The organism is Stenotrophomonas sp. YJH_SMC_20 (assembly GCF_059367845.1).
This window is the reverse complement of the sequence record NZ_JCAFRG010000010.1, coordinates 79,049-105,265: the sequence shown is the minus strand read 5'-3', so window position 1 is coordinate 105,265 and position 26,217 is coordinate 79,049. Positions and strand designations below refer to the sequence as shown.

Sequence of the window (26,217 nt, the reverse complement as noted above, 5' to 3'; positions counted from 1 at the left end):
CCGGTCCGCCATGCGTCTGCCCCCTCTTGTGCTGTTCCTGTGCGTTCTGTTGACGCTTGCCCCGGCACGTGCCAGCGACGTCCCGCTGCGCGACGGCCAGCGGCTTGCCGGGGAGGTGGCGGGCGAACGCCTGCCGCTGTGGCCGGACGGCCAGGTACCTGGCCAGAGCGCTCCGGCACGGAAGGCGCGGGTGGTTGAGCGCAGCCCCGATCCGGCCCATCCGGACCGGTTCGTGGACGGGATCGATGCGCCATACATGATCGTGCACGCGCCGCCACGTCCGAACGGGCAGGCGGTGCTGGTCATTCCGGGCGGCGGCTACCAGCGGGTGGTAATCGACAAGGAGGGCAGCGCGCTGGTGCCGGACTGGGTGCAGCGGGCAGGCTTCACCCTGTTCGTGCTTCGCTACCGCCTGCCGCAGCCGGGCAGGGACCGCCAGGCGGCGCTGGCCGATGCCCAGCGTGCGCTGCGGGTCGTGCGCGACCAGGCCGCGCGCCGCGGCCTGGAGGCGGACAATGTGGCGGTCATGGGCTTTTCCGCCGGCGGCCACGTGGCTGCGCGGCTGGCCACCGGCTTCGATGCGCCGGTCTATCCCGCACGCGATGCGATCGATCAGCTGAGCGCGCGCCCGGCACGGGCGGTGCTGGTCTACCCGGTCATCGACATGGGCGCGCATGCGCACAGTGGTTCGCGCGGGCGATTGCTGGGCGAGCGCCCTGACCCCGCATTGGCGACGCAGTACTCGGTGCAGGAGCACGTGCGTGCGGACATGCCGCCGACGATGCTGATCCATGCCAACGACGATCGCGTGGTCAGCGTGCACAACAGCGAGGTGATGGCGGAGGCGCTGGCCAGGGCGGGCGTCGAGCACGAACTGCATGTGTTCGCCCATGGTGGCCACGGCTTCGGCATGCGCCTGCAGCCCGGCTCCACCCTGGCGCAGTGGCCAGCGCTGGCGCAGGCATGGCTGACAGCAGGAAAGGATGCGGAGCGCAGCCGATGACGGGAGCACCCGACGATCTGCAGCGCCGCCGTTTCCTGCGCGACAGCGCGCGCTGGGCGCTGGCCACGGCCACGCTGGTGGCACTGCCGGCAGCGGCGATGCCCGGTGCACGCGACGAACGCCTGCCGATCGTCCGCGTGCGCGGGGGGCGCCTGCGCGGCCAGCATGAACAAGGCGTGCTGGTATTCCGCGGCGTGCGCTACGGCGCCGATACCGGCACCCATCGCTTCCAGCCACCACGCCGGGAAGCGGCATGGAACGGGATCGCCGATGCACTGGACTATGGCGCGGCCGCACCGCAGGGCGGCGCGGAAGGCCCCGGCAGCGAAGACTGCCTGTTCCTCAACGTCTGGACCCCCGCACTGGGGGATGGCGGCCGCCGCCCGGTGCTGGTCTACATACACGGGGGTGGGTTCAACAACGGCTCCGGCAGCGATCCGCTGTACGACGGCAGTGCGCTGTGCCGCCGCGGCGATGTGGTGGTGGTGACCCTCAATCATCGGCTGAACACCTTCGGTTACCTGTACCTGGGCGCACTTGGCGACGCACGCTACGCCGCGTCGGGGAATGTCGGCCAGCTCGACCTGGTACAGGCGCTGCAGTGGGTGCGCGAGCACGCGGCGATCTTCGGCGGTGACGCTGGAAACATCACCGTGTTCGGCCAGTCCGGGGGCGGCGCCAAGATCGCCACGCTGATGGCGATGCCGGCGGCACGCGGCCTGTTCCAGCGCGCGTGGACGATGAGCGGGCAGCAGGTCACCGCGGCCGGCCCGCGTGCCGCCGCGCAGCGCGCTGCCATCGCAATGGAGGCAGTGGGTGCAAAGGACCTGTCTGCCCTGCTGCGGCTCCCGGCCACGGATCTGCTTGCAGCCACCCGTGCCCGCGATCCATCGCGGGTGGAAAGCACGTCGCTGTACTTCGGGCCGGTACTGGACGAAGTCTCCCTTCCGGTGCATCCGTTCTGGCCGCAGGCGCCGCGGCAGTCGGCCAGCATTCCGATGGTCATCGGCAATACGCGCGACGAGACCCGTGCCTTCCTCGGCAACGATCCGGCCAACTTCACCTTGACCTGGGAGACGCTGCCGGCACAGCTGCAACGCCAGCAGTTCGTGGATCTGCTGCCGCAGACGGTGATCGCCGAGTACCGGCGCCTGTACCCGCATTACACGCCTTCGGAGGTGTTCTTCGCGGCCACTACCGCAGGACGTTCCTGGCGCGGCGCAGTGGAGGAGCTGGAAGCGCGTGCGCGCCAGCCCAGCGGGGCCGCGCCCACCTGGGCCTACCAGCTGGACTGGGGCTCACCGGTGGAGCAAGGCCGGCTGCGCGCCTTCCACACGCTGGACATCCCGCTGGTGTTCGACAACGCCGGCCTGCCCGGCGCACGCACCGGTGGCGGCGCGGACGCGCATACGCTGGCGGCGACAATGAGCGACGCACTGATCGCCTTCGCGCGCAACGGCGACCCCAATCATCGCGGAATGCCGCAATGGCCCCCCTACGCGCTGCCCCGGCGGCAGACCATGCTGTTTGATCGCCAGAGCGGCGTGGTGGACGATCCTCGTGCCGGCGAACGTGCGCTGTATGCAAAAGTACCGTTCGTGCAGCGCGGCACGCAGTGATGACACCGCGGTGCAAACATTCTGTTAACCCCTCTCGGCTAGAGTCGGGGCATGGGAACGATGTCCTTGCCACCGTCATTCACCGGCCGGGAGCGGCTGTTCGCTGCGATCGATGCCGCGGTGATGCTGGGCACGCCGGAGGCCATCACCGGTGCGCTGCAGCAGGTGCTGCGCGAGGCCATCGTCGATCCGTCCATCCAGCTGCCCCCCTGCGTGCGGCGCCCGGTCGAAGGGCATTACGCACGCCGTGAACTGCACCGCAGCCCGACCTTGGGCTACAGCGTCATCGCCATGTGCTGGGGCCCGGGCCAGGGCACGCCGCTGCACGACCACGATGCGATGTGGTGCGTGGAAGGCGTCTGGCAGGGCGAACTGATCGTCACTCCCTATGCGCTGATTGAACAGGATGGCGAACGTCATCGCTTTGCCGCCCAGCCCACGCTGTACGGCCACCGCGGTAGTGCCGGCAGCCTGATTCCGCCGCACGAGTACCACACGCTGTGCAACGCCAGCGACGCGGACGTGGCCGTGTCGCTGCATGTCTACGAGGGCGTGATGGAACGCAGCGCGGTGTTCGAGCCGTTGGATGATGGCTGGTACCAGCGCCGGATGAAACGGCTGGAGACCGAGGCGTCCTGACCCACGCCGGATCATGCCCGGCGTAATGCAGGCATCATCGCGGCACGCCGACCACGTTGTTGAGCCGGGTCACTTCCTCGCCACCGTCGGCCAGCGCCACGCGCACGCGCAGGCCGCTGCGGTCACCGGCCGGCAACGGCAGCCAGACCTGCACGGTCTTCGGCTGCAGGTCACTGGGTGCCCCCAGCGCCGGCACGTCCGTGCGGGCGATCTCGCGACCGCGCGCGTCTTCCAGCATTGCTACGGCCACGCCGGTGCCGACATGGCCCAGGCTGTGCACGGTCACCTGCAGCTGGCTGCCGTCGATGCGTACGTCGCCGCGACCCACGCCCAGGTCCGGCCGTGTTTCCACCGGTGTTCCCTCGGACACGCGTTCGAACTCGAACACCTCGGTACGCCCGGGACGGAACTGCAGCGCCACCGAAGCGCTGGTTTCCAGCTGTACGCGGCGTTCGGCGGGCGTGCCGTCGATGTGGCCATCGCCATCGGCATCCACGCCGCTGCGTATCCGCCAGGTCCCGCTGGCCACGTTCCAGCCGGTCATGTCGGCGCCGATGGTGCGCGTGCCCAGGTTGTAGCTGGTAACGGTGAAACGTTCACGCGACGGCGCATGCACCAGCAGGGCGACCTGTTCGGCCGCTCCATCGCGGTCGAAGCGCCAGCTGACGGTGTGGCCGGGCCAACTCTGGTTGCGCTTCAGCGCGATCCCACCCAGGCGTGCGCGCTGGAGGAATTCACTGGGCGCTTCCACGCGGTCGGACCACCAGTGGCCCTCGGTGTTCATGTACGCGCGCTGCACTTTCGCCTGCAGGCCGTCGGCATGCAGGGCGGCGATGTATGACCTGTCGCCGCTGGCCTGCCAGGCCATCAGGCTGGCGAAGCCGGTTTTTCCCGCGTCGGCCTCGGCGCGCAGCAGCGGATACCAGTCCTGTTGCCGGCCCAGTACGTCCACGACGTTCTCGCCCAGGTTGGCCAGTGCGCCCGGGCCGCCACGGGCCACGCGGTAGTCCAGTGCCTGCAGGTACTTCGCATCGCCGCTCCAGCGCCACGCCGCCCAGAAGGTGTGCATCGTGTCGCCACTGCCGGAGCCGTTGTTCAACTCGCCGCCGCGGGTGGCACCGCTGGCCCAGTTGATCTCGTTGGGCAGGGTGAAGCGTCCCTTGTCGTCCTTGCCTGCGTGGGCCAGATAGCCATCGGCCAGGCCGATCACCAGCCCGCGGCCGGTGGGATCGGCGTTGTACTGGCCCAGCAGGAACGCCGGGTGCAGCACCGGGAACGAATACGGCTTCTGCCACTGCCAGTTCGGTTCGCGGTAGACCTTGTTGCCACCGAACCAGTTGCTGGAGAACAGCAGGTGGCCCTGCGGGTTGCGCAGGATGATGCGCTCGTCGAAGGCCTTCACCGTTTCCATCAGGCGTTCCAGCGTCAGCGGATCGCCCCAGTTGAGGTAGAGCATGGCGCTGTTGGTGTTGATGCCTTCCTCATAGGAATGCAGCTCGTCGGTCTCGATGGTACTCAAGCCGTTGCTGAACATGCCGTTGCGGTACACCGCGTCGGACAGCGCGGTCAGCGAGGCGTTCAATCGATCCGGCTGCACGCCCATCAGGGCCAGCCCCGGCCACTGCTGGGTCAGGTCGGAATCGTCCGAAATGCCACCACCGAAATCGCCGTAGGCCACCTGCCGTTCGTCGATCCACCAGTCGACGAACTGCCGCACCTGCGCCAGGTCCTGCACCTGGTTGAATGCCCACGCCGGCACGCCCCTGGGCACGGCCGGTGCGGTGTAGGGCGGCCGGCCCTGGCTGTTGTAGCTGATGTAGTTCCAGTACAGGCGGCCGAGTTCATGGTCCGGATCCACCCGCAGCAGGTCGCTCAGGTCCGCGTACACGCGCGCGTACAGGCGCTGGCGCTTGGACGTGGTGTGCTCTTCCACCAGGAAGCCCCAGTTGTCGCGGACCTGGTTGAAGCGGTCGGCCACGTGCTCCTTCAGCGCGTCGGCACGCGGCTTGAACACCAGCCGGACCTGCGCACCGTCGAGGGCATCGGCATCGAAGCCTGGTGCGGCCGAGGCGATGCTCAGCCACAGGCTGTCCGGGGTGAGGATGCGATCGCGCAGGTCCAGCCACAGCGTGCGCGCCTGCCGTGGCGGCACCGACACCGATACATCGATCATGTCGCGCGCCGGCCAGATCGGATCCTTGATGCGGATGTTCAGCGGGATCAGTCCATCGTGGGTGGGCGGCAGGTCCAGCGCGGGAAGGTCGATGGCCACGCCGTCCAGGCCGTCGTGCATGTTCTCCCAGCTGTAGGCCCAGCTGCGGATCAGCGGCTGGTTGGCCGGCGCGTCACCCACCCCGGAAGGAATCAGCACGTGCACGATCGGCCGCGGCTGCGCCGGCAGGCTGTCGGCACCCCGGCGGCGTGAGCCTGCGCCCTTGGGCAGGGCCATCACCGTGCTGCGTTCGGCGGCCGGGAAGCGGCCATCGATGTAGTGCCGCAGTGCATCGAGGTTGGTGTAGTCGGGCAGGGCCTGGCTGTCGATCACGTAGGTCTGCTTGACCGTGCCTTCCGGCTCGGCGCCCTCGCTCACGTTGTAGGCCCAGACTTCCTGGATCGGGGTTTCCTGTTCGACGTTGCTGAAACGGAGCACGCCGCCCTGCTGCGCGGGAATGTCCTGCACGCTGCGCACCACGCCGCGCGGGCGCGTGACCAGCACGTCGGTGGCATGTCCGGCGTCGGGCCCGTGGGAAAGGGTGCCGAAGGCCGCACCACGGATCTCCACCCGGTTCACCGTTTCGGTGGCCGGCAGGGTCAGGTCCAGGTGCTGGCCGGCTTCCACATAGGTGTTCCAGTCCGGAAGCTGGAAGTAGTCATTGCGGCCGGGCAGGCGCGAGCGGTTGTAGACGCCCGGCCAGGTGGTTTCCGCGATGCCGTCGGTGGCCTTCCACATCCACGCCTTGTGGTCGCGCGTATCGGCGAATTCGATCTTGCGGATGCGGGTGCCGCCGGCCGCCAACGCTGGGGGTGCAGCCCCTTCCCAGCCGAAGCGGTGGCGCCAGGCGCGCGTGCCATCGCCGATCGCCACGGCGCTGGCTGGCTCGCGGCCGCGCGCCAGCGTTGCCACCGCCGGCGCATCCAGCATGCGGTCGTAGACCCGGATGTGCTGGAAGTCGCTGCCACGCAGGAAGTTGTAGCGGCTCTGCACCTGGTACGGTGCCATTACCCGCCCGGCAAGGCCGAGCTGGTCCAGCGCGGCATCGTAATTGCCGGTGGCCTGCGCGCGCGCCACTTCGCGGCCATCGATGAACAGGCGCACGCCGTGGTCCTCATCCCAGGCGAAGGCCAGGTGCAACCACTGGTCGGGACGCGGCAGTGCATCCATGCGGAACGACACGCGTGTGCGTGCCAGGTTGGCATCGGTGACGAAGGCATCGAAGCCGTGCCCGTTCCAGTCGATGCGCAGCCAGGCCATGTCCCAGCTGCTGTGGTCGGCGTAGCCGACGCGGAAGATCACGAACGGCGCTTCACCCACCGCGTAGCGTGAACGCCAGTCGAAGGCCAGCGTGCCGCGCTGGGCCAGGATGTTGCCCGGCGCGTCCCAGGCAAGCACGCCGTCGTCTTCCCATTGGATGGCCTTGCCATGCTCGCCGTCGTCGACCACCGCGACCTTGTCGCGAAAGTTCGCTACGGCCTCACCGTGAGCGGTCACGGCCTGCAGGCCGTGATTGGCATCCACATGGAAGAGCAGGGTGGGGGCATCGGCGGCGGCCGTCGCGGGGCCTGCAGCCAGGGCCACTGCCAGCAGCAGGCAGCGGGACACGGTCGTGCGGTGCGGCATGGAGACATTTCCTTTCAACGGGCGACGGCCGGCGGCGGGCCGCCGGACCGTAGCAAGGCCACGCCGCAGCGGCACCTTGCGGCGCAGCAGCGGTCATGGCGAACCGCGGCGCGTATCGGTACGCGCCGCCGGCGTTGCTCAGAACTTGTAGCGCACGCCCAGCAGGAACTGGCGGCCGGTTTCGGTGTACTGGAGTGGCAGGCGGCCGGTGGCGGGCGAGTACACCCATTCATCCGAGGCTTCGTTGGTCAGGTTGATGCCTTCCAGGCTCAGTTCCAGCTGGTCGCTGATCTTGTAGCGGATGGACGCATCAATGACCGTGGTGCCGGTCATGCCGTGGTAGCCGTCCAGGTTGAAGCCGGTTTCCTGACCGGGCACCTGGGTGAGGTAGTCATCGCGGTTGGTGGCGGAGACGCGGCCAGCGAAGGTCTCGCCTTCGTAGAACAGCGTTGCGTTCCATGACGATTTGGACAGGCCCAGCAGATCGTTCTTCATCACCGGCTGGCCAGCCGAGTTGATGTACTGGATCTTCGATTCGACCCAGGTGTAGTTCAGCTGCACGCCCAGGTTCGACCACTTGCCCGGCAGGAAAGTGAAGGGCTGGGTGTAGTTCGCCTCGGCGCCGTACAGCTCACCGCCGGGGGTATTGACTGGCCGGGTGAAGGTGAAGTCGTCGGTGGGCGAGGCGCCGGTACCGGTCAGCAGTTCGGCAGGCAGGCCGCTGTCGGTGTACGGGCGGTTCTCGCGCAGGGTCTGCACCGAGGTCTCGATGTCCTTGTAGAACAGGCCCAGGCCCGCCATCGCGCCTTCGGCGAAGTACCACTCGAAGCCCAGGTCGACATTGGTGGCGCGCGTCGGGTCCAGGTTGGGATTGCCGCTGGAGATGGTGCGCGCACCACCGGCCACGGCCACGGTTGCACCTGGCGTCAGGCTGCCCAGGCCCGGGCGGGTCATGACCTTGGCCGCACCCAGGCGGATCAGGAAATCGGGCGTGACCTCGGCCACCAGGTTGAACGAGGGCAGGGTGTCATCGTAGGTGCGGGTGGCGGTGGTGGAGGTGGTACCACTGGCCAGCGTCGACAGCCCGGTGGAGGTCTGCCTGGTGCGCACGTAGCGCACGCCGAAGTTGCCCGACAGCGGCAGCGAGCCGATTTCGGTGCTGAACTCGCCCATCAGGTAGGCACCACGGTCCTTCTCTTCCACGCTGCGCACGTTGTTGGCGCGCGGCGCGACGGCATAGATGCCGCTGTTGCTGTAGATGTCGAACTGGTCGGCGATTGCATCCAGGTTCGGCACCACCCAGTTGGACGGATTGCCATTGATGCCCTTCAGGCCGGCCTGGTTGATCATGTCCACGGGCACGATCCTGCTGCCGCTGGCGAAGGTCGGCACGGCCAGTTCGCTGGCACGGCGCAGTTCGGTGGTCTTGAACGTGTAGTCCTTGGCAAGCACGCCGCCCTTCAGGCGGAAGCCGGGGCTGATGTTCCAGTTGAAGTCGATCTGGCCGGTATCGAAGTCGTTGTCCACGTACTGCGGGCGCAGGCGGATTTCCGCCAGTTCCCAACCGTTGGGGTCGGTCGGGTCGATGCCGTAGTTGAGGATCGGGAAGCGGCTGTTGCCACGGTAGTCGTAGCTGTAGCCCTTGACGTCGTACTTGTCCATGATGACGGTGGTCTGCACTGGATTCTCGTGCCTGGAGCGCGAGATGCCCAGCTTGCCGGACACGGTGAAGTCGTCGCCGAAACGGTGCTGGCCGTTCAGGCTGATCTGCTTGAACTCGGTGCTCCACTCGTCGTGGCGGTTCTCGGTACGGATGTCGACGTTGTCGAATTCACCGTACAGCAGCGCGCCGTTGCGGATCTCGCCGTTCCTGACGATGGTGCTCGGCTTGCCGACCAGGCGCGGGGTGCTGCTGCTGCCACGGCTGAAGGAAATCGCTTCGATGTACTGCTCGTCGCGGGTGGCATCGATCTTCGAGTACAGCATGTCCAGCGATACTTCACTGGCATCGCTGGGCTTCCACTGCAGCGAGCCGGTCACGCCCAGGCGCTTCTGCTCGTGTTCCATCTGCACGTAGCGCGGGAAGCGCGGGTGGAATACATCAGCGGCGCGTGCGGCGGCGAACGGCGATGACGCAGCGAAGTTGCCATTGCTCGGGCCGTTGGCCCAGCGGCCGGTGTTGGAGCCTTCCTCCAGTGCCTGGCGCTCGGAGTAGGCCACCGACAGGAGGGCGCCGAAGGTACCTTCGGCGAAGGTGTTGGAGACCAGCGCGGCCAGCCGCGGGTCGGCCTTTTCGGCCATCTGGTTGTAGCCGGCCTGGCCGCTTGCGGCGAAGGTGAAGCCGTCGTAGTCGAACGGGCGCGCGGTGCGCAGGTCGACAGTGGCACCCAGCGAGCCTTCCTCGACGTCGGCCGAGGCGGTCTTGCGCACCACCAGCTGCGAGAACAGGTCCGAGGCAAACACGTTGAAGTCGAAACCGCGGCCGCGGTTGGTACCACCGCTCTGGTCACCGGCGCCGACGGTGGTCAGCGCTTCCATCCCATTGATGCGCACGCGGGTGAAATCCGGGCCCAGGCCGCGCACCGAGATGTTGCGGCCTTCGCCGGCTTCGCGTGTGATCACCACGCCCGGAATGCGCTGCAGCGATTCAGCCAGATTGAGGTCGGGAAACTTGCCGATGTCTTCGGCGACGATGGCATCGACCACGCCGGCCTCGCCGCGCTTGATGTCCAGCGCCTTTTCGACACTGGCGCGATAGCCTGTGACGTTCACCGTGTCCAGGTCGGTAGCGGTCTGCTGCTGGGCGGCCGCGCTGGTGGACAGGGCGAGTCCCACCCCCAGGGCCAGCAAGGTAACCGGTGTCTTTTTTCCATGGATCCGAGATTGCATGCCTTTCCCCTCTCCCAAAGGTCTGGTATCGCAGCTGCGCGGCGAAATGACACCGCTAGTCAAAACCGACGTTAGCAGCACCACCGGGATCGGGCATCTTGCACCGCAACAGATTTGCAATGTCTCCAAGACGCTTGCAGGACAAAGGTTTCGACATATCGCCCAAGCGCTCTCAAGGCGTCTTCGGTCTAGAATGACACCGCTAGCCAATCGCCACGCCCCTCGCGTGGTCCACTTACACGCCATGCAGTGTCCCATGCTGGTGGCACGCGTGAAGGAGCTGAGATGGGTCGTATCGTGTGTTTTGGAGAGTTGTTGCTGCGCCTGGGTGCCCCCGGCAACGAACTGCTGCTGCAGTCGCCGCAACTCCAGGTCCATGTGGGAGGGGCCGAAGCCAACGTGGGTGTCTCGCTGTCCCGGCTTGGACATCAGGTGGCCATGGTCAGCACCGTGGCCGGCAATGCGCTGGGGGCGCATGTACTGGGTGAACTGCGGCGGCACGGCGTGGATACGCGCGGTGTGCGCGAGGACGCCGAGGGCCGCATGGGCCTGTACTTCCTCACCACCGGCGCGGTACAGCGCGCGAGCGAAGTGGTCTACGACCGCGCGGATTCGGCGTTCGCGCGCAGCACTGCAGCCGACTACGACTGGCCAGCGCTGCTGCAGGACGCGCAGTGGCTGCACGTCTCCGGGGTCAGCCCGGCGTTGGGCCCGCACGTGGCGGCGGCCACGCTGGCGGCGGCGCGCGCGGCAAGACAGGCCGGTGTCCGCGTCTCCTTCGACGGCAATTTCCGGCCCCGCCTCTGGCAGCGCTGGGGAGGCGATGCGCAGGCGGTATTGCGCGAACTGTTCGCGCAGGCCGACATCGTGTTCGCCGACTACCGCGACATGGAGGTCGTACTGGGCACCCGCTTCACCCAGCCGGACCTGATGGAGCGGATCGACGCGGCCGCTGCCGCCGCGTTCGGTGCCTTTCCGCAACTGCAGTGGATGGCCTGCACGCAGCGGCAGGTGCTGAGCGTGGACCACCATGTGCTGGGCGCTGCGCTGCTGGGTTGCGACGGAACCCGCGCACAGGCCCCACTGCGTCATCTGCAGGGCATCGTCGACCGCATCGGTGGCGGTGATGCCTTCGCGGCCGGCATCCTGCATGGCATCCTGTCCGGCCTTGATGCCGACGCCACCGTGCGGTTCGGCCTGGCCGCCGGGGCGCTGAAGCACTCCATCCCCGGCGATTTCAATCCTGTCAGCGAAGCTGACGTGCTGGCCCTGATGGGCGAGGAGCGATTCGATGTCCGCCGCTGATCCGCGCGTACGCGCGGTCCTGAAACTGGCACCGGTGATTCCGGTGTACACCCCCGAAGACGTGAATGACGCGGTCGAAGTGGCCCAGGCCCTGTTCCGCGGCGGCCTGCCGGTGATCGAAGTGACCCTGCGCACGCCGCAGGCGCTGGACGCGATCACGGCCATGGTCGAGGCCGTACCGGACGCGGTGATCGGTGCCGGCACCGTGCTTACCCCGGCGCAGATGCAGGCGGCGAAGCAGGCCGGAGCGCGTTTCGCGGTGTCCCCCGGCGCCACGCCGGCACTGTACGCGGCCGCGCACGATGCCGACCTGCCGTACCTGCCCGGTGCGGCCACGGCCTCGGACCTGATCCTGGGCCTGGAGCACGGCCAAGACACGTTCAAGTTCTTTCCCGCCGTGCAGGCCGGCGGTGCCGCGCTGCTGGCGGCCTGGCACGGTCCATTCGCCGACGTGCGCTTCTGCCCGACCGGTGGCATCAGCGCGCAGACCGCGCCGCAGTTCCTGCACCTGCCCAACGTGCTGTGCGTGGGTGGCTCGTGGTTGACCACGCCGGCACTGCTGCAGACCCGCGACTGGGAGGCCATCGAGCGCCTCGCCCGCGAGGCCTCGGTGCTGGCCAGCTGAACCCGGCGCACGGATCTTCAAAGGTTTGATCGTGATCAAAGCGCCGGCCTCGTGCCGGCGTCATTCTGTGGGCAAGCGCACTACGGAGATCCGAACATGAATTCCACCATGAAGGCCGCTGTCGTGCGTGAGTTCGGCAAGCCACTGGTCATCGAGGAAGTCTCGGTACCACGCCCGGGGGCGGGCGAGGTACTGGTCAGGATCGAGGCCTGTGGTGTCTGCCACACCGACCTGCACGCCGCCGAGGGCGACTGGCCGGTCAAACCGAACCCGCCGTTCATCCCCGGTCACGAGGGCGTGGGGCACGTCGTGGCCGTGGGTGGCGGGGTCGGGCACGTCAGGGAAGGCGACAGGGTCGGCATCCCCTGGTTGTACTCGGCGTGTGGCCATTGCGAACACTGCCTGGGGGGCTGGGAAACGCTGTGCGAAACGCAGCGCAACACCGGTTACTCGGTCAACGGCGGCTTCGCCGAGTACGCACTGGCCGATGCCAACTATGTCGGCCTGCTTCCAAAGGACGTGGGCTTCGTGGAGATCGCGCCGGTGCTGTGCGCCGGCGTGACCGTCTACAAGGGCCTGAAGGTCACCGACACCAGGCCCGGTGACTGGGTGGCGATCTCCGGCATCGGTGGCCTGGGCCACATGGCCGTGCAGTACGCCCGCGCAATGGGCCTGAACGTGGCGGCGGTGGACGTGGATGACAACAAGCTGGCGCTGGCGCGGAAGCTCGGCGCGCAGGTCACCGTCAACGCGCGTACCACCGACCCGGCCGCCTTCCTGAAGAGGGAGATCGGTGGCGCACACGGTGCACTGGTCACCGCGGTGTCGCCGAAGGCGTTCGAGCAGGCACTGGGCATGGTCCGCCGCGGCGGCACTGTCTCGCTCAATGGCCTGCCGCCCGGCAACTTCCCGCTGGATATCTTCGGCATGGTGCTCAACGGCATCACCGTGCGCGGCTCGATCGTCGGCACCCGCCTGGACCTGCAGGAATCGCTGCAGTTCGCTGCCGAGGGCAAGGTCGCCGCCACCGTCAGCACCGATCGCCTGGAAAACATCAACGACGTGTTCGCACGCATGCACGCGGGCACCATCGAAGGCCGCGTCGTACTGGACTTCGCCGCCTGACCCTCCGTGCATGGCCGCCGCCGCTCCGTCCCCCTCTCCCACGGACGCGGCGGCCATGCCGATTCATCGCCAGCGGGCACTCGCGCGGCCGTACAATGCGTGCATGCCCGGCGTGCTCAAGATCCTGTTCCTGTCCATCGTTGCCCTGCTCGGCGGTGTACTTTCACTTGCGCTGGTGAGCAGCGTCGCCAGCTGGTTGCCGCCGCTGCTGGGCATGCCGCCGGACAACAACAGCGCGCAGCTGGGCTGGGACCTGGCCTTCAGCGTGCTCGGTGGCATCGCGGGTATCGCCTTTGCCACCTACTACGCGCCCTGCTGGCCGCGTTCGCACGGCTTCTCGATCTGGTCGCTGGTCGCGCTGGGCTGTGGCTACGCCATGTGGACGGCGGGTGCGGATTTCCCGCTCTGGTTCGTCATTTCGCTGCTGGCGTCGCTGCCGCTGCAATTGCTGGCCGGCTGGTGGTTTGGCCGTCGTCCCTCGCGCGATGCAAGGTGATGCCGCCCCTGTAGAGCCGAGCCTGTGCTCGGCTTTCATGCACATTTACACAGGCAGCCGAGCATAGGCTCGGCTCTACAGGTCCATCCGCGGCAGCGTCTGCTTCAACGCATCGATGCCCTGCCACGGATCCGCTTTCAGCCGCTTCGCGCGCGCCAGCGCCTTGGCCATCGAAAACGCATCCGCCGCACCGACGCGTGCCAGTTCCTCCCAGCGCAGCGGTACCGCCACACCGGCACTTTCACGCGCACGCAGCGACCACGAGCACACGCTGGTGGCGCCCCGCGTATTGCGCAGCCAGTCGATGAAGATGACGCCGCCACGCTTGGCCTTGCTCATGGTCGCCACGTAGTGGTCCGGCGCGCGCTCCGCCATCGCCCGGGCAAATGCCTCGCAGAACACCCTGGCCTGTTCCCAGTCGGCCCTGGGCTTCAGCGGCACCACAACGTGCACCCCCTTGCCACCGGACAACCGCACGAAGCTCTTCAGGCCGGCCTCCTGCAGGCGGTCACGGACGTCACGCGCAGCGGCCTTCACCTGTGCCCAGCTGACGCCTTCTCCAGGGTCAAGATCGAACACCAGCCGATCCGGATGCTCGGGGTCGGCGACGGTTGCACCCCAGGGATGCAACTCCAGGGTGTTCATCTGCACCAGCTGCAGCAGGCCCCGTGCGTCGTCGATGTAAACGTAATCCTCGCGCCCGCTCTTCTGCTGCAGCGGCACCGCATGTACAGCATCGCCCAGGCCGGCACCATGGTGCTTCTGGAAGAAGCAGGCCTTGCCGACGCCGTCCGGGCAGCGCAGTAGTGACAGCGGACGCGCGCTGATTTCCGGCAGGATCCAGCGCGCCATGCGCTGGTAGTAGTCGGCCACGGCGCCCTTGGTCAGCTTCTGCTTTGGAAAAACCACCCGCTCCGGATGAGTAATCTGGACCTCGCCTCCAGCTTCGGCATCTGCGATGTTCATTCCAAGGTCCTCCTTCGGCGTGTCGCTGCGCAGCCGCTTGAAACCAGCCTGGCGCAGGTAGGCCGCCGCGTCGGATCACCCTGCGCGGGCGTGTCGTCAGGCGCCGGCGTCTGCCCTGCGCCGCCGCCAGGTCGGCGCTTTCGCCGGTACTGCTCCAACGACATGCTCAACCTGCCTTGCGGCGTGCAGCGGTCTTCTTTGCAGCTTTCTTCGCAGCCTTCTTGGCTGCCTTCTTTACCGTGGATTTGGTGGCTGCTTTCCGCGTTGCCGTCTTTTTCGCTGGCGTGCGCTTGTTGGCATCCAGGCTCTTCTGCAGCAGCGCCATGAAATCGACCACATTGGTGCTGGCGTCCTCGCGCGGTGCAGGCTCATCGTCGACCCGCGTGGTACCCCCCTTGGACTTGATGCGCTTGTTCAACACCTGCTGCAGGCGCTCGCGGAATTCATCGTGATACTGCGACGGATCCCAGTCGCCGGCCATCGACTCGATCAGCTGTTCGGCCATCGCCGTTTCCTTGCTGGTGATGCGGTAGTCGGACAGCTTGCCGGTGGGCAGCTTGTACTCCTCCGGATCCACCAGTTCCTGTGGATAGCGCAGGATCATCAGCACCAGTGCGTCCTCATGCGGCATCACCGCGCACAGGTACTCGCGTGTGCGCACGACCACCCGCGCGATACCGACCTTGCCGGTGCTGCGCAGGGTCTCGCGCAGCAGCACATAGCCTTTCTCGGCCTTCTTGCCGGGCACCAGCAGATACGGTTTCTCGTAGTAGCGCGGATCGATCTGCGATGCTTCCACGAACGATTCCACTTCTACGGCCTCGTGGCTTTCTGGTGCCGCCGAACGGATATCGCCTTCCTCCAGCACGACATAGCTGCCCTTGTCGTACTCGTAGGCCTTGACGATGTCCTTCCAGGGAACTTCCTCGCCCGTATCGGCGTTGACCCGCTCAAAGCGGATCGGCTTGCGATCGCGGGAGTCGAGCATGCGGAACTGCAGATCGACCTTGCGCTCTCCGGACATCAGTGACACCGGCACATTGAGCAGGCCGAACGAGAGCGTGCCAGTCCAGATCGGGCGGGCCATGGGCGTACCTTTGGCGGAGCAGGGCATCCAGCTTGGGATGGGCGGTGTAAACCACCCGTGTCGATACCGTGCACGCGGGTTCTACGGAAAACGGTAGTGCCGGGCACTGGCCGGCGGAACTCGCGGCCTGAAGTTTCCCGGGGTTGCCGGCCAGCGGCCGGCATTATTGCAGCAACGGCCTCACCGCCGCCGCCGGGATATGGTCCAGCGCGCGCCAGGCGTCCTCCACGACCGGGCGTGCCTGCGACCAGCCCAGCCGCGACTGCCCGCGCATCTGTTCCCAATGCTCGGCCAGTTCCTCGCAGGTATCGGCAGCATCACCGCGTGGCCAATCCGCGGCATGGGTCGTCAGCGCGAAGGCATATACCGGGCACAGATCGCGCCAGTTGCGGTGGCTTTGGCCACGCCTCTCCTCGTAGTCGCTGATCATGTACTGCAGGTAGTCCTGCGCCACCGCCTGCGGATCTTCCTGGCGGCGCGTGCGGCGCTGGGCAGTGCGCTGGCCGAGTGGATCGAGCAGGGCGTTGAACACGGACGGTGCGGGTCGTTCAAGACGGGGCATGGCCGGCTCCTGCAGCGGGGGCGGGTGGGCAGGAATACGCGCGGTGCCGTTACCGGGGGGTGAGCGAGATGTTCATGACGCCAGGTTCGCAACGGCTTTACCTGCGGGGCGGTGTAGTGGAATCCCCCCAAGGGCAGGTACCAGACCATGAGCCGAGAGACCTCGCGAGACCCGCTGCGGGAGAACCACCCGCCCATTCCCGGCGAGCAGCGCGGCAAGCGCGATGCCGACAACGCCGACTACCGCGGCACCGGCGCGCCGTTCTTCGATGCCGAGCACGACCACCTGCCGGTGAAGCACGAGGCTGAACAGGCGGCCCAGGACCGCAAGGATGGCGGTGACCGCCACCGTGGTGGCCAGGAGAGCCCGCTCAAGCGCCGCGAGCGCAAGCAGCGCGCCAGCGACAACCAGGACGAGGCGCTGGAGGAGACGTTCCCGGCCAGCGACCCGACCTCGCCGTTCGTGCCGGCCAAGGCCCCCGACTGACCGGTAGTGCCGGCCGCTGGCCGGCAACGTCTGGGCTGCCCTGCACAAAGCGATGCCGGCCAGCGGCCGGCACTACCAACTCAGCGCCACGACCACTGCAGGCCGACGTTGGCTCGCCGTCCCGGTCCCGGCTCATAGAAGCGCCCGTTGCCGTCATTGACGATCACCGAGCCGATGTAGGCTTGGTCCAGCACGTTCTCCAGCCGGGCGAAGGCGCGCAGCTCACCGCCCGGCAGCGTCCATCGACGGTCGGCTTCCAAGTGCAGCAGGGCGTAGCCCGGCGCGCGCTCGGTGGCCACGTCATTGACCACAGTATCGCTGCTGGCCGAGGCCTCCAGCGCCCACTGCCACTCAGCCGGGCTCCACTGCAGGCGTGCGAAGGCCTGTTGGCGGGGCACGCCGGGCAGGCGGCTGCCTGCGGCGACCAAGGTGTTCGAGGTCAGGTAGGGCGAGCGCACCTGAGCCTGCAGCCAGGTCCATGCCAGCTGCAGTTCCAGCTGTTCGCCCAGCGGCTGCCGGTACTGCAGTTCCATGCCCTGGCGGCGGGTGCGGCCGATGTTGCGATAGGTGCTGCGCCCGCCGATATTGCTGGCAACTGCCAGCTCATTGTTGGTATCTGCGCGGAATACGCTGACATCGAGCTGGGCTCCGCCTTGCGCGTGCCACTTGCTTCCAATCTCCAGATTGCGGCTGCGGGCGGCCGCCAGATCCAGCGCCAATCCCGCCTGGCCGTCGGCGCGATAGCCCAGTTCGTTGAAGGTAGGCGTTTCAAAGCCACGTCCCACCGCCGCGTGCAGCCGCCACTGCGGGCTCGCTTCGAAGCTGATCCCGGCCGCCGGCGTGGTCGCCTGGTAGCGCCGGTGACCACTGTCATCCGGGTTGCGGGCGGTGATGTAGCGATCGTCCGAGTTGAAACGCACGGTGCTGTGGCGCAGGCCGGCCAGCAACGACCAGCGCGGGCTCCATTGCCACCAGGCCTGGGCGAACTGGTCCACGTTCTGCACGACGTCGATCTGGTCACGACGCAGCCGTCCACGCACGCCCAGGGCGCTGCCGAGGAAGTTCTCATGGCCGGTGCGATGCTGGCGCTGGCGGTCGGCGCTGAGCCCGGCCACCAGGTCCAGCGGCCGGCCGGCAAGGTCACCCTGCCAGCCCCAGCGCGCGTCCAACCCGCCGTAGCCGCCCTCCAGATCGATCACCCCACCGGCATGCAGGGGGTTGGCCTGGGCGGTCGGTGGGATCGGCAGGTATTGGCGTACCGCGCGCTGGCCGGCATAGCCCATCAGCTGCCAGCGCTGCGGCCCGGTTTCACGTGTCCAGCGCAGGCCGGCCTGCTGCTGGCGCACCGATTTGCGGGTGTTGTACTGGTGCGCGACTGCCGTGGCCTGGCGCGGATCAGCCGCCACCTGGGCACGGGTCAGGCCCAGCGGGTCCTGCGCATCCGGTGCATCAAGCGCATTGAGCAACAGCTCCAGCCGCCCGCCGCCCAGCTCGCCCCCGATGCGCGCGTTGAGCGATTCACGGCGTGCCTGGCTGTGATCGCGCCAGCCATCGGTGCGGAAGTGATTGGCGGCGATGTTGTAGTCCAGTACTTGGCCGGCACCCTTCAGCTGTGCACCGACGCTCAGCGTGTTGTCGGCACCGGCGCTGAGCCGCAACCGCCACGGGTCGCCGGCCTGGCCCTGTTCGCTCCAGACCTGCAGCACGCCACCGGAGGAATTGCCGTAGAGCGCGGAAAACGGCCCACGCAGCACCTCGATGCGTTCGGCACCAAGCAGGCTGGCATGTGACAGCTGGCCTTGGCCATCGGGCATGGTTGCAGGGACCCCGTCGATCAACACCCGTACCCCGCGCACCCCGAAGGTCGAACGCGCGCCGAAGCCACGGATCGACAGCTGGGTGTCCTGGGCGAAGTTCTGCCGGTCGCGCGCCAGCAGACCGGGTACCCCAGCCAGCGCTTCGGACAGCTGCGCGCCGGTGCCAGCGCGGCCGGCATCGATCCAGACCGTGTCCTGGCTGGCCGGCAGCGCGAACGGGTCGATGCCCGGCACCCGTGCAGCCTGTACCTGCACCGCCGGCAGGGCGGTGGGCGCAGGCGCGGCCATCACCGCCCAGGGCGACAGCAGCAGGGCGGAAAGCGGCAGGCTACGGCGGCGTGCGGCAGTTTTCATGATTCAGGTTGATGGGTCGGGCGGCAACGCACGCCATGGTACGGGGCCGTGGATGACGATGGCGGCGGCCAGCCCCCGGCAGGCTTTGTTACGATGGGCTGTTTCCGGCCGAAACGCCGCAGACCGCGTAGCGCACTTCCTCCCCCTTTCCGTCTACCGAACGAGTACCGCCGTGTCCTTCTTTGCAAACGTGGAACTGGTCCCAGGTGACCCGATCCTGGGCCTGACCGAGGCGTACAACGCCGACAGCCGCCCAACCAAGGTCAACCTGGGTGTGGGCATCTACTACGACGAGAGCGGCCGCATTCCGCTGCTGCGCGCCGTCAAGCAGATCGAGCAGCAGCTCGCCGCTGAAGCCAAACCGCGCGGCTACCTGCCGATCGACGGCCTGCCGGCGTACACGCAGGCCACGCGTGAGCTGGTGTTCGGCAAGGATTCGCCGCTGCTGGCCGCTGGCCGCGTGACCACCGCGCAGACCGTTGGTGGCAGCGGTGCGCTGCGCGTCGGCGCCGACGTGCTGAAGAAGCTGCTGCCGCACGCCACCGTTGCGCTGAGCAACCCGAGCTGGGAAAACCACCGCGCCGTGTTCAGCGCGGCCGGCTTCGAGGTGCTGGATTACACCTACTTCGATCCGACCACCCACGGCGTCAACTTCGACGGCCTGCTGGCGGACCTGGGCAAGCTGGAAGCCGGCACCGTGGTGCTGCTGCACGCCTGCTGCCACAACCCCACCGGTGCCGACCTCACGGTCACCCAGTGGAAGCAGGTCGCACAGCTGCTGAAGGACAAGCAGCTGTTCCCCTTCATCGACATGGCCTACCAGGGCTTCGACAAGGGCATCGAGCAGGACGGCGCCGCGGTGCGCATCATCGCCGAAGCCGGCATCGACAGCTTCATCGTCGCCAACTCGTACTCCAAGTCGTTCTCGCTGTATGGCGAGCGCGTGGGTGCGCTGTCGATGGTGGCGCCGACCGCCGCTGACGCCAAGGCGGTGCAGTCGCAGGTCAAGCGCGTGATCCGCACCATCTACTCCAGCCCATCCACCCACGGTGCTGCGCTGGTGGCCGGCGTGCTGACCCACCCGGAACTGCGCGCGATGTGGGAGCAGGAGCTGACCGAGATGCGCGAGCGCATCCATGCCCTGCGCCAGGGCCTGGTCGAGAAGCTGGCCGCTGCAGGTGCCCCGCAGTTCGGCTTCATCAACGAGCAGGCCGGCATGTTCTCCTACTCCGGCTTGAGCCGTGAGCAGGTCGAGCGCCTGCGCGACGAGTTCGGCATCTACGCCGTCGGCACCGGTCGCATCTGCGTGGCCGCGCTGAACCAGAACAACCTGGAATACGTCGCCAAGGCCGTGGCCACCGTCGCCAAGGGCTGAAGCAACGCTCCAGTGGCTTGAGGACAAAGGCGCCGAAAGGCGCCTTTGTTTTTTGCTCCTGCTCTTGCCTTTGCCATCCCCACCGCGCTCGCGGCGAACCCTGACGCTCGCGGGAGGGGGAGGCGATGCAGGACCGTTGGCGCCATGGATGGCGCCATCGAGCTTACAGGGACGTACTTGCAGCGTGTCCTGCATCGCCTTCCCCTCCCGCGAGCCTCGACAAAAGGAAGGCGCCACGAGCGCAACGCATCTGGAAACGATTACGCCTTCCCGCGCTCACGCACGCCCCCGCCATACGGGCGACAATAGGCGTTTTCCCGCTGCCGAGACCTGCCCGCCCATGTCCCGTACTTCGTTGACCCGCTTCCTGATCCAGGAACAGCACGCCGGCCGCATCAATGCCGACCTGCGCCAGCTGATCGCCGTGGTGGCCCGCGCCTGCACCAGCATCTCCATCGCCGTCAGCAAGGGCGCCCTCGGTGGCGTGCTCGGCGATGCCGGTACCGGCAACGTGCAGGGTGAAGCGCAGAAGAAGCTGGATGTGATCAGCAACGAGATCCTGCTTGAAGCCAACGCCTGGGGTGGCCACCTCGCCGCCTGCGCCTCGGAGGAAATGGACCACAGCCAGCCGGTGCCGGACATCTACCCGCGCGGTGATTTCCTGCTGCTGTTCGATCCCCTCGACGGCAGCTCCAACATCGACGTCAACGTCTCCGTCGGCACCATCTTCTCCGTGCTGCGCTGCCCGACCAATGTCGAACTGCCGGGCGATGACGCGTTCCTGCAGCCGGGCAGCAAGCAGATCGCCGCCGGCTACTGCATCTACGGGCCCAGCACCCAGCTGGTGCTGACCGTCGGCCACGGTACCCACGCCTTCACCCTGGACCGCGAGAAGGGCGAGTTCGTGCTGACCACCGAGAACATGCAGATTCCGGCGGCCACCCAGGAATTCGCCATCAACATGTCCAACCAGCGTCACTGGGAAGCGCCGATGCAGGCCTACGTCAGCGACCTGCTGGCGGGCAAGGAAGGCGCGCGCGGCAAGAACTTCAACATGCGCTGGATCGCCAGCATGGTGGCCGACGTGCATCGCATCCTGACCCGCGGCGGCATCTTCATCTACCCGTGGGACAAGAAGGATCCGTCCAAGGCCGGCAAGCTGCGCCTGATGTACGAGGCCAACCCGATGGGCCTGCTGGTCGAACAGGCCGGCGGTGCCGCCTCGACGGGCCGTGAGCGCATCCTCGACATCCAGCCCGACCAGCTGCACCAGCGCGTGCCGGTGTTCCTGGGTTCGCGCGAGGAAGTGGCCGAAGCCGTGCGCTACCACCACGCGCACGACGACGCACAGGGCTGAGGCCTATCGCCTGACAGCGGTCATGGCAGAACGATGACATGACCGTGGGGTGACACCGAGGGCGGCAAACGGCACCATCAAGCCGTTGCCGCCTAAGGAATGCACGCATGCACGAGCAGGGCCCGGTCGATTTCATCGAAGTCATCCACAACGCCGTCCCCAGCGAGGTCTGCGCGGCGATCGTTGAACGCCTGCGCGCCACGCGTGGCCTGCAGCCCGGTGCCGTGGGCAGTGGTGTGTTCCCGGAACTCAAGCACAGCAAGGATCTGCGCATCAGTGGCCTGGACGGCTGGCAGGATGTCGACCAGCAGCTGCAGATCGCGGCGTTCAACGGCCTGCTGACTTATCTACGCCGTTATCCACAGGCGTTGATCGCCCCGCTGATGTTGCAGATCCAGGACAGCAACGGCCAACCGCGACGCCTGTCTGCCGAGGACTTCCCCGACATGCCGCCACAGCAACTGGCGGATCTTGCGCGGACCTGCCTGCGCCCCGGCGCCATCAACCTGCAGTGGTATGCGGCGGGCGAGGGTGGTTACCCCTACTGGCACTGCGAGCTGTACCCGAAGGATGCGCAGGCCGAGACCCTGCATCGGCACGTGTTGTGGACGCTGTACCTCAACGACGACTTTGACGAAGGCGAGACCGAGTTCCTGTTCCAGGGGCGCAAGATCGCGCCGCGCACCGGCAGCCTGCTGATTGCGCCGACGGCGTTTACTCACACCCATCGTGGCAATCGCCCGCAGGGTGGGGACAAGTTCATCGCGACCAGCTGGATCCTGTTCCAGAGTGCGCAGAAGTTGTTTGGGGGAGGGTGAGGTCATCGTACTTCTCCCGATTGGAGCCGATATCCAGGCAAGTTCGTTATGCCGTCGGTGGTTTACCGGGCCTCAGGAGAGCAGTAGTCGCCGCCGCCCCTGTCCGAGTCCCAGTAGGTTCCTCCATAGAGCTTCACCGTACTGCCTCTTGTCGTCAGCTCTACCGAGCGCGCCAGGCGATCCTCGCAGAAGACCATCAATCGGTAATGGCGCTGCCGTTTGTCTTTCTGCAGTCGCCACCGCTTCTCTGCGGCTTGTTTGATGAAGAAAGCGGCGATCTGCTCTGGATCAGATTCGAGTTCAGCGTCGAAGACGGCCCCCAGGAACGTGACCTTCGGTAAGAACGTAACGTTCGTGGGATGGACCCCTGAAGGGAGTTCAAAGGTATCGGTGGCAGCGCGCAGTTCTGCTTCTGTAGGCTTTCCGGTCCAATCGCCACGTCCGATGGATCCAAACATTGAAAGATAAGTACCGCTTGTCAGGGCCGCAATGACAGTGCACAGGAGCAGATGGCGCAACGGTACCTTTTTCAAGGCCCATTCCCCGACTGTCGTTGTTCGTCGCAACTTGAATCCCGCAAGGCTTCAGTCGTCTTTGCCCCGTGCACCGGATCATGGATGCTCGACGGAGCGAGGGGCTTGCGAGGACGACGGCGATACAGGATCCCTCCCGCTGCCCCACCAAATACGGCCATGCCGAGGCCGACCAGCTCTTCGCTGCCTAGCGGATCCGCTGACAGCAATTTGGCCGCTGTCAGTAGAAGAAAGTTCAATGGGAGCATCCACAGGAACGCGATGCCCAGCCAGTAGATGATCTTCATTTCATGCGCTCATGGATCCGGAAGCATCGACTTGAACCAGTAGGCGGATATGGTTCGCATCCATGATGCTGAACGCTCCTCTTGTGGACGCTGTACCTCAACGACGACATTGACGAAGGCGAGACCGAGTTCCTGTTCCAGGGGCGGAAGATCGTACTTCGCATCGGCAGTTTGTTGATCGCCCCGATCGCGTTCACCCACGCCCATCGTGGCAACCGGCCGCAGGGCGACGACAAGTTCATCGCCACCAGCTGGATCCTGTTCCAGAGTGCGCAGAAGTTGTCTGGGGGATAGGGGGGGCTAACCCAAGTATTTCGTGGGTCCAAAGAACAGTCAGAAATCGTCGTTGCTATGTTGCCAGGCACTGACCTTCTCGACGCAGATTTCGAGTTGAAAGTTGAACTGAAGATAGAAGAGTGGCCTTCAGTCCGATCAAGATAGCCATGGCAAGGTACAGAGACAATTGACCAGTGATCTCTTGTTTACGATGCGCGCTATCGGTCGCCTTTCGTCCGTTGCGCTGAACGGTAGCCCAGCGCAACGGGCTGCGCGAAAGGTCCATCCGGCGACTGGGTGACTCACGATCTCCAGCTCAATACTAGGACTTCGGCTTCCTCCATGGTCTGATCAAGGTCTTGTACATAACCCAGGCGATCCAACCACAGATCAATCCGATCCCAGCAACTATGATCTCCTCCTCCTCGAAGGGGGATCCATTTATCCCTTGGTACACGACGAAAGCTACTGCTCTCAATGACAGCAAAGAAAATATAACTACAGGTGCCCAAAGTAGAATCTTCATCATTCTCTCACTTGCAATCGCACGGATCGGTGCCGGACGACTGGCTATCTACCATCTCTTTCCCGGCTTTTGCGGCGTCATAGGCTCCTTGCAGAGTCGCTTTACCTCGCATGACGCTCCTCAGACCTTTGAATCCACCGCGAATGGTCGTCCAGTCAGAGATGATTCTCCCCGCCTTAGCTCCGTGGTATCCCAGAAGAGCTCCACCAACCTCTTGTAACGCAGGGTCACGCTTCTTTCCGTCAAAGGCACCCCAGACACCAGCTGCGCCATCATACATGGTTGCCCACCCAAGACCTCCGGCCAACGCGCCTGCAGCCATTGCTTCTTCTGACCCAAATCCGGCACCTATGATTGCAGTGGCGGCACCACCGGCGAGTTCAACTCTTCCGATATGGAAGTCAGCAATTCCAATAGCAAGGTCAAGGTAGTTGATTCCACAGAGTCCATAAGGATCCGTGAAGGAAATGGGGTTTCCGCCTACATATGCATAGGTATTGGTTCCCCCTGCCAATCCAATCGGATCACTCTGCACATACCGGCCAATGCTCGCGTCATAGTCGCGGAAGCCGTTGTACCAGAGGCCGCTTTCCACATCGTAGTACTGGCCCGGGAAGCCAATGTTCAACCCGCCAATCTCATCCTTCTGGACACTGCGCCCATAGGCGTAGTTGTACGCCTTCCAGACGGTCTGCTGGCTCGGGCTGGTGACGAACTCCGGGCGTCCAAGATGATCGGTATGCACATAATTGTGCTGCCCGCTGCGAGCCAAACCCACCAGTTCACCTTCGAACCAGAAATAGTTGGTCCACACGCCATTGTTCAGCTCGGTCATAAGCTGGTTTTGGCCAACGTAGAAGTAGCGACTGTTGGTGTTCTGGTTGATCTTTGCAACGCGCTGCCCCTGCGCATTGAGCACGTAATCAGTCGCAGTGCCACCGATGTTGCTGCGGCTCATGCGATTGAATGCATTGTACTCATAGGTGCTGATCCGGCTGCCTGCGGTCTCGCTGATACGATTTCCCAATGCGTCGTACTGGTACTGACGGCTGCCGTCCTGGTTGGTGTAGTTCAGCACCCGGTTGCTCCCCGGGTCGATGCTGTATTGGGTCAGCTGATTGCCTGCCTGATAGCGGTCGTGATTGCCGCCGGCATCGTAGGAAAGATTGTTGATGACACCGAAGCGGGTCAGCTTGGTCATACGACTCAACGCGTCGTAGCCGATCAACTGGGTCATGTTCGGGTCGACAGCGTCGACAATGGCGGTGATTTCGCCATCGCCGCTGTACTGATAGTCCCAATAGCTGACCTTGCTGCCATTGGGTCCCCAGACCGACATTGCGGTCAGCCGCCCCTCCTGATCATGGTTGTAGCCCCGGGCAAGCCCGTTGCCATAGGCCAGCCACTCATGCGCTCCCGTGACCTTCCAGTTGGCCTGGGAGATGATTGAGCGTTGAGTCCCGTCGACCGTCGCCATCAACGCACTTGGTTTTCCTTGGGAGCCATATGTGTAGGTCGCCTTGTCACCGTTGGGATAGGTGATCTGGCTCAGGCGATTGATGCCGTCGTATCCATAGGTGGTGCTGTAGTCCGTCTTCTGACCAGACAGATCGGTGAAGTCGCGCCGTATCTGCAGCTGTCCGTTCGGTGTATAGGCAAAATGGGTGGCGGTTCCGGGCCCTGAAGTGCCGCACAGCTGACCTTTACCGTTGCCGCACCAATCGTAGCTATAACCCATCGTTCGGCCTTCTGCGCTCGCAGAAGTCATTCGTCCCAGACCGTCGTAGCCGAAGGAGACGACGCTGCCATCGGCCCGCGCCGTCGATGTCCGCAGACCTGCAGCATCGTACTGGTGCTGTGTCGTTCCCGTATCCGGACTCACCTGTTTCCACATCTGGCCGAAACCATCGAATTCGTAGGTGGTAACGAGATTGCGGGGATCGCTCACACGGATCGGGCGATCTGCCAGGTCGTAGGCAATCTGGGTCGTCCCTCCAGCAGCATCGATTGATTGGATCAAGCGACCGCGAGCGTCGTAGCTCATCCGGGTAACCCGATTCTGCGAATCGGTGACCTGGGTGACGCGTCCCTCCGCGTCATAGGCATAGCGCACATTCTGTACGCCGTTGCCGCGCTCGACGATCACACGGCCCAGTTCGTCGTACTCATATGTGTTGACGGAGACAACAGCGTTCAGCCCGATCAGGGCAAGCGTCAGTGCTGGCATATGGACA

The 26,217-nt window shown here is 65.8% G+C and carries 19 protein-coding genes and 2 pseudogenes; 12 read left to right on the top strand and 9 right to left on the bottom strand.

The window, feature by feature from the left end; genetic code table 11:
* Positions 1–28: 28 nt before the first annotated feature.
* The 3 genes from AC5P6A_RS16485 to AC5P6A_RS16475 are packed head-to-tail and all read left to right on the top strand — an operon-like array spanning position 29 to position 3,261.
* On the top strand, positions 29–1,003 hold the full coding sequence (locus tag AC5P6A_RS16485) for an alpha/beta hydrolase (protein ID WP_346470060.1): 975 nt from the start codon (positions 29–31) through the stop codon (positions 1,001–1,003).
* Positions 1,000–2,622 (top strand): carboxylesterase/lipase family protein, encoded by a 1,623-nt coding sequence (locus AC5P6A_RS16480; RefSeq protein WP_058983183.1) that lies wholly within the window; start codon positions 1,000–1,002, stop codon positions 2,620–2,622. The genes AC5P6A_RS16485 and AC5P6A_RS16480 overlap by 4 nt, the downstream gene beginning before the upstream one ends.
* A 51-nt stretch (positions 2,623–2,673) precedes the next feature.
* Entirely contained in the window at positions 2,674–3,261 is a 588-nt protein-coding gene (locus AC5P6A_RS16475) for a cysteine dioxygenase family protein (protein ID WP_019658826.1), read from the top strand.
* A gap of 34 nt (positions 3,262–3,295) precedes the next feature.
* Here AC5P6A_RS16475 and AC5P6A_RS16470 read toward each other — a convergent pair whose 3' ends face one another.
* Together AC5P6A_RS16470 and AC5P6A_RS16465 are read right to left on the bottom strand one after the other, a co-directional pair.
* On the bottom strand, positions 3,296–7,099 hold the full coding sequence (locus AC5P6A_RS16470) for a LamG-like jellyroll fold domain-containing protein (RefSeq protein WP_180877396.1): 3,804 nt from the start codon (positions 7,097–7,099) through the stop codon (positions 3,296–3,298).
* 138 nt (positions 7,100–7,237) lie between these two features.
* Positions 7,238–9,988 (bottom strand): TonB-dependent receptor, encoded by a 2,751-nt coding sequence (locus AC5P6A_RS16465; protein ID WP_171953198.1) that lies wholly within the window; start codon positions 9,986–9,988, stop codon positions 7,238–7,240.
* Between the two features lie 285 nt (positions 9,989–10,273).
* Between AC5P6A_RS16465 and AC5P6A_RS16460 the strand changes: the two genes are divergently transcribed.
* The 4 genes from AC5P6A_RS16460 to AC5P6A_RS16445 all read left to right on the top strand — a co-directional run bounded on the left by AC5P6A_RS16460 (position 10,274) and on the right by AC5P6A_RS16445 (position 13,539).
* Complete coding sequence (locus AC5P6A_RS16460; protein ID WP_171953197.1) at positions 10,274–11,293, top strand: PfkB family carbohydrate kinase; 1,020 nt, start codon at positions 10,274–10,276, stop codon at positions 11,291–11,293.
* Positions 11,280–11,918 (top strand): bifunctional 4-hydroxy-2-oxoglutarate aldolase/2-dehydro-3-deoxy-phosphogluconate aldolase, encoded by a 639-nt coding sequence (eda, locus tag AC5P6A_RS16455; RefSeq protein ID WP_155028731.1) that lies wholly within the window; start codon positions 11,280–11,282, stop codon positions 11,916–11,918. Before AC5P6A_RS16460 ends, eda begins: the two co-directional genes overlap by 14 nt.
* Positions 11,919–12,014: 96 nt before the next feature.
* Positions 12,015–13,043 (top strand): alcohol dehydrogenase AdhP, encoded by a 1,029-nt coding sequence (gene adhP, locus AC5P6A_RS16450; protein WP_164145001.1) that lies wholly within the window; start codon positions 12,015–12,017, stop codon positions 13,041–13,043.
* Positions 13,044–13,146: 103 nt separating this feature from the next.
* Positions 13,147–13,539, top strand: coding sequence for a hypothetical protein (locus AC5P6A_RS16445; protein ID WP_180877408.1), 393 nt, complete (start codon positions 13,147–13,149; stop codon positions 13,537–13,539).
* A gap of 75 nt (positions 13,540–13,614) precedes the next feature.
* Here AC5P6A_RS16445 and ligD read toward each other — a convergent pair.
* The 3 genes and pseudogenes from ligD to AC5P6A_RS16430 form a co-directional block, all read right to left on the bottom strand.
* A pseudogene (gene ligD / locus AC5P6A_RS16440) lies at positions 13,615–14,562 on the bottom strand (non-homologous end-joining DNA ligase); the annotation flags it as partial.
* A 109-nt stretch (positions 14,563–14,671) separates the two neighbouring features.
* Positions 14,672–15,592: a non-homologous end joining protein Ku gene (gene ku / locus AC5P6A_RS16435; RefSeq protein WP_171953194.1), complete on the bottom strand. Its 921-nt coding sequence runs from the start codon at positions 15,590–15,592 to the stop codon at positions 14,672–14,674.
* Between the two features lie 163 nt (positions 15,593–15,755).
* Positions 15,756–16,154: a hypothetical protein gene (locus AC5P6A_RS16430; RefSeq protein WP_021204615.1), complete on the bottom strand. Its 399-nt coding sequence runs from the start codon at positions 16,152–16,154 to the stop codon at positions 15,756–15,758.
* A gap of 147 nt (positions 16,155–16,301) precedes the next feature.
* Between AC5P6A_RS16430 and AC5P6A_RS16425 the strand changes: the two genes are divergently transcribed.
* Positions 16,302–16,640: a hypothetical protein gene (locus tag AC5P6A_RS16425; RefSeq protein ID WP_005411772.1), complete on the top strand. Its 339-nt coding sequence runs from the start codon at positions 16,302–16,304 to the stop codon at positions 16,638–16,640.
* A gap of 80 nt (positions 16,641–16,720) precedes the next feature.
* On the opposite strand, the gene AC5P6A_RS16420 is transcribed toward AC5P6A_RS16425, so the two are convergent.
* On the bottom strand, positions 16,721–18,811 hold the full coding sequence (locus AC5P6A_RS16420) for a TonB-dependent receptor family protein (protein WP_346715208.1): 2,091 nt from the start codon (positions 18,809–18,811) through the stop codon (positions 16,721–16,723).
* A 172-nt stretch (positions 18,812–18,983) separates the two neighbouring features.
* Between AC5P6A_RS16420 and AC5P6A_RS16415 the strand changes: the two genes are divergently transcribed.
* From AC5P6A_RS16415 to AC5P6A_RS16405, 3 genes are all read left to right on the top strand, one after another.
* Complete coding sequence (locus AC5P6A_RS16415) at positions 18,984–20,186, top strand: amino acid aminotransferase (RefSeq protein WP_111099267.1); 1,203 nt, start codon at positions 18,984–18,986, stop codon at positions 20,184–20,186.
* Between the two features lie 340 nt (positions 20,187–20,526).
* Positions 20,527–21,543 (top strand): class 1 fructose-bisphosphatase, encoded by a 1,017-nt coding sequence (locus tag AC5P6A_RS16410; protein ID WP_171953192.1) that lies wholly within the window; start codon positions 20,527–20,529, stop codon positions 21,541–21,543.
* Positions 21,544–21,650: 107 nt separating this feature from the next.
* Positions 21,651–22,361: a 2OG-Fe(II) oxygenase gene (locus AC5P6A_RS16405; protein ID WP_346715209.1), complete on the top strand. Its 711-nt coding sequence runs from the start codon at positions 21,651–21,653 to the stop codon at positions 22,359–22,361.
* Positions 22,362–22,423: 62 nt separating this feature from the next.
* Here AC5P6A_RS16405 and AC5P6A_RS16400 read toward each other — a convergent pair whose 3' ends face one another.
* Both AC5P6A_RS16400 and AC5P6A_RS16395 read right to left on the bottom strand, forming a co-directional pair.
* Positions 22,424–22,894, bottom strand: coding sequence for a hypothetical protein (locus AC5P6A_RS16400; RefSeq protein WP_242015547.1), 471 nt, complete (start codon positions 22,892–22,894; stop codon positions 22,424–22,426).
* Positions 22,891–23,181 carry a hypothetical protein gene (locus AC5P6A_RS16395; RefSeq protein WP_134732008.1) on the bottom strand — a complete coding sequence of 97 codons (291 nt, stop codon included), beginning with the start codon at positions 23,179–23,181 and terminating at the stop codon, positions 22,891–22,893. The genes AC5P6A_RS16400 and AC5P6A_RS16395 overlap by 4 nt, the downstream gene beginning before the upstream one ends.
* A 78-nt stretch (positions 23,182–23,259) precedes the next feature.
* On the opposite strand from AC5P6A_RS16395, the pseudogene AC5P6A_RS16390 reads away from it, so the two are divergent.
* A pseudogene (locus tag AC5P6A_RS16390) lies at positions 23,260–23,475 on the top strand (2OG-Fe(II) oxygenase); the annotation flags it as partial.
* A 515-nt stretch (positions 23,476–23,990) separates the two neighbouring features.
* Here AC5P6A_RS16390 and AC5P6A_RS16385 read toward each other — a convergent pair.
* Positions 23,991–26,210, bottom strand: coding sequence for an RHS repeat-associated core domain-containing protein (locus tag AC5P6A_RS16385; RefSeq protein ID WP_134732010.1), 2,220 nt, complete (start codon positions 26,208–26,210; stop codon positions 23,991–23,993).
* Between the last annotated feature and the right edge of the window lie 7 nt (positions 26,211–26,217).

What these genes read in the sequence shown, in the direction of transcription:
- AC5P6A_RS16480 (WP_058983183.1), top strand. Translation starts at nt 1,000, where the DNA reads ATGACGGGAGCACCCGACGATCTGCAGCGCCGCCGTTTCCTGCGCGAC.
- AC5P6A_RS16475 (WP_019658826.1), top strand. Translation starts at nt 2,674, where the DNA reads ATGGGAACGATGTCCTTGCCACCGTCATTCACCGGCCGGGAGCGGCTG.
- AC5P6A_RS16470 (WP_180877396.1), bottom strand. Translation starts at nt 7,099, where the DNA reads ATGCCGCACCGCACGACCGTGTCCCGCTGCCTGCTGCTGGCAGTGGCC.
- AC5P6A_RS16465 (WP_171953198.1), bottom strand. Translation starts at nt 9,988, where the DNA reads ATGCAATCTCGGATCCATGGAAAAAAGACACCGGTTACCTTGCTGGCC.
- AC5P6A_RS16460 (WP_171953197.1), top strand. Translation starts at nt 10,274, where the DNA reads ATGGGTCGTATCGTGTGTTTTGGAGAGTTGTTGCTGCGCCTGGGTGCC.
- eda (WP_155028731.1), top strand. Translation starts at nt 11,280, where the DNA reads ATGTCCGCCGCTGATCCGCGCGTACGCGCGGTCCTGAAACTGGCACCG.
- adhP (WP_164145001.1), top strand. Translation starts at nt 12,015, where the DNA reads ATGAATTCCACCATGAAGGCCGCTGTCGTGCGTGAGTTCGGCAAGCCA.
- AC5P6A_RS16445 (WP_180877408.1), top strand. Translation starts at nt 13,147, where the DNA reads ATGCCCGGCGTGCTCAAGATCCTGTTCCTGTCCATCGTTGCCCTGCTC.
- ku (WP_171953194.1), bottom strand. Translation starts at nt 15,592, where the DNA reads ATGGCCCGCCCGATCTGGACTGGCACGCTCTCGTTCGGCCTGCTCAAT.
- AC5P6A_RS16430 (WP_021204615.1), bottom strand. Translation starts at nt 16,154, where the DNA reads ATGCCCCGTCTTGAACGACCCGCACCGTCCGTGTTCAACGCCCTGCTC.
- AC5P6A_RS16425 (WP_005411772.1), top strand. Translation starts at nt 16,302, where the DNA reads ATGAGCCGAGAGACCTCGCGAGACCCGCTGCGGGAGAACCACCCGCCC.
- AC5P6A_RS16420 (WP_346715208.1), bottom strand. Translation starts at nt 18,811, where the DNA reads ATGAAAACTGCCGCACGCCGCCGTAGCCTGCCGCTTTCCGCCCTGCTG.
- AC5P6A_RS16410 (WP_171953192.1), top strand. Translation starts at nt 20,527, where the DNA reads ATGTCCCGTACTTCGTTGACCCGCTTCCTGATCCAGGAACAGCACGCC.
- AC5P6A_RS16405 (WP_346715209.1), top strand. Translation starts at nt 21,651, where the DNA reads ATGCACGAGCAGGGCCCGGTCGATTTCATCGAAGTCATCCACAACGCC.
- AC5P6A_RS16395 (WP_134732008.1), bottom strand. Translation starts at nt 23,181, where the DNA reads ATGAAGATCATCTACTGGCTGGGCATCGCGTTCCTGTGGATGCTCCCA.
- AC5P6A_RS16385 (WP_134732010.1), bottom strand. Translation starts at nt 26,210, where the DNA reads ATGCCAGCACTGACGCTTGCCCTGATCGGGCTGAACGCTGTTGTCTCC.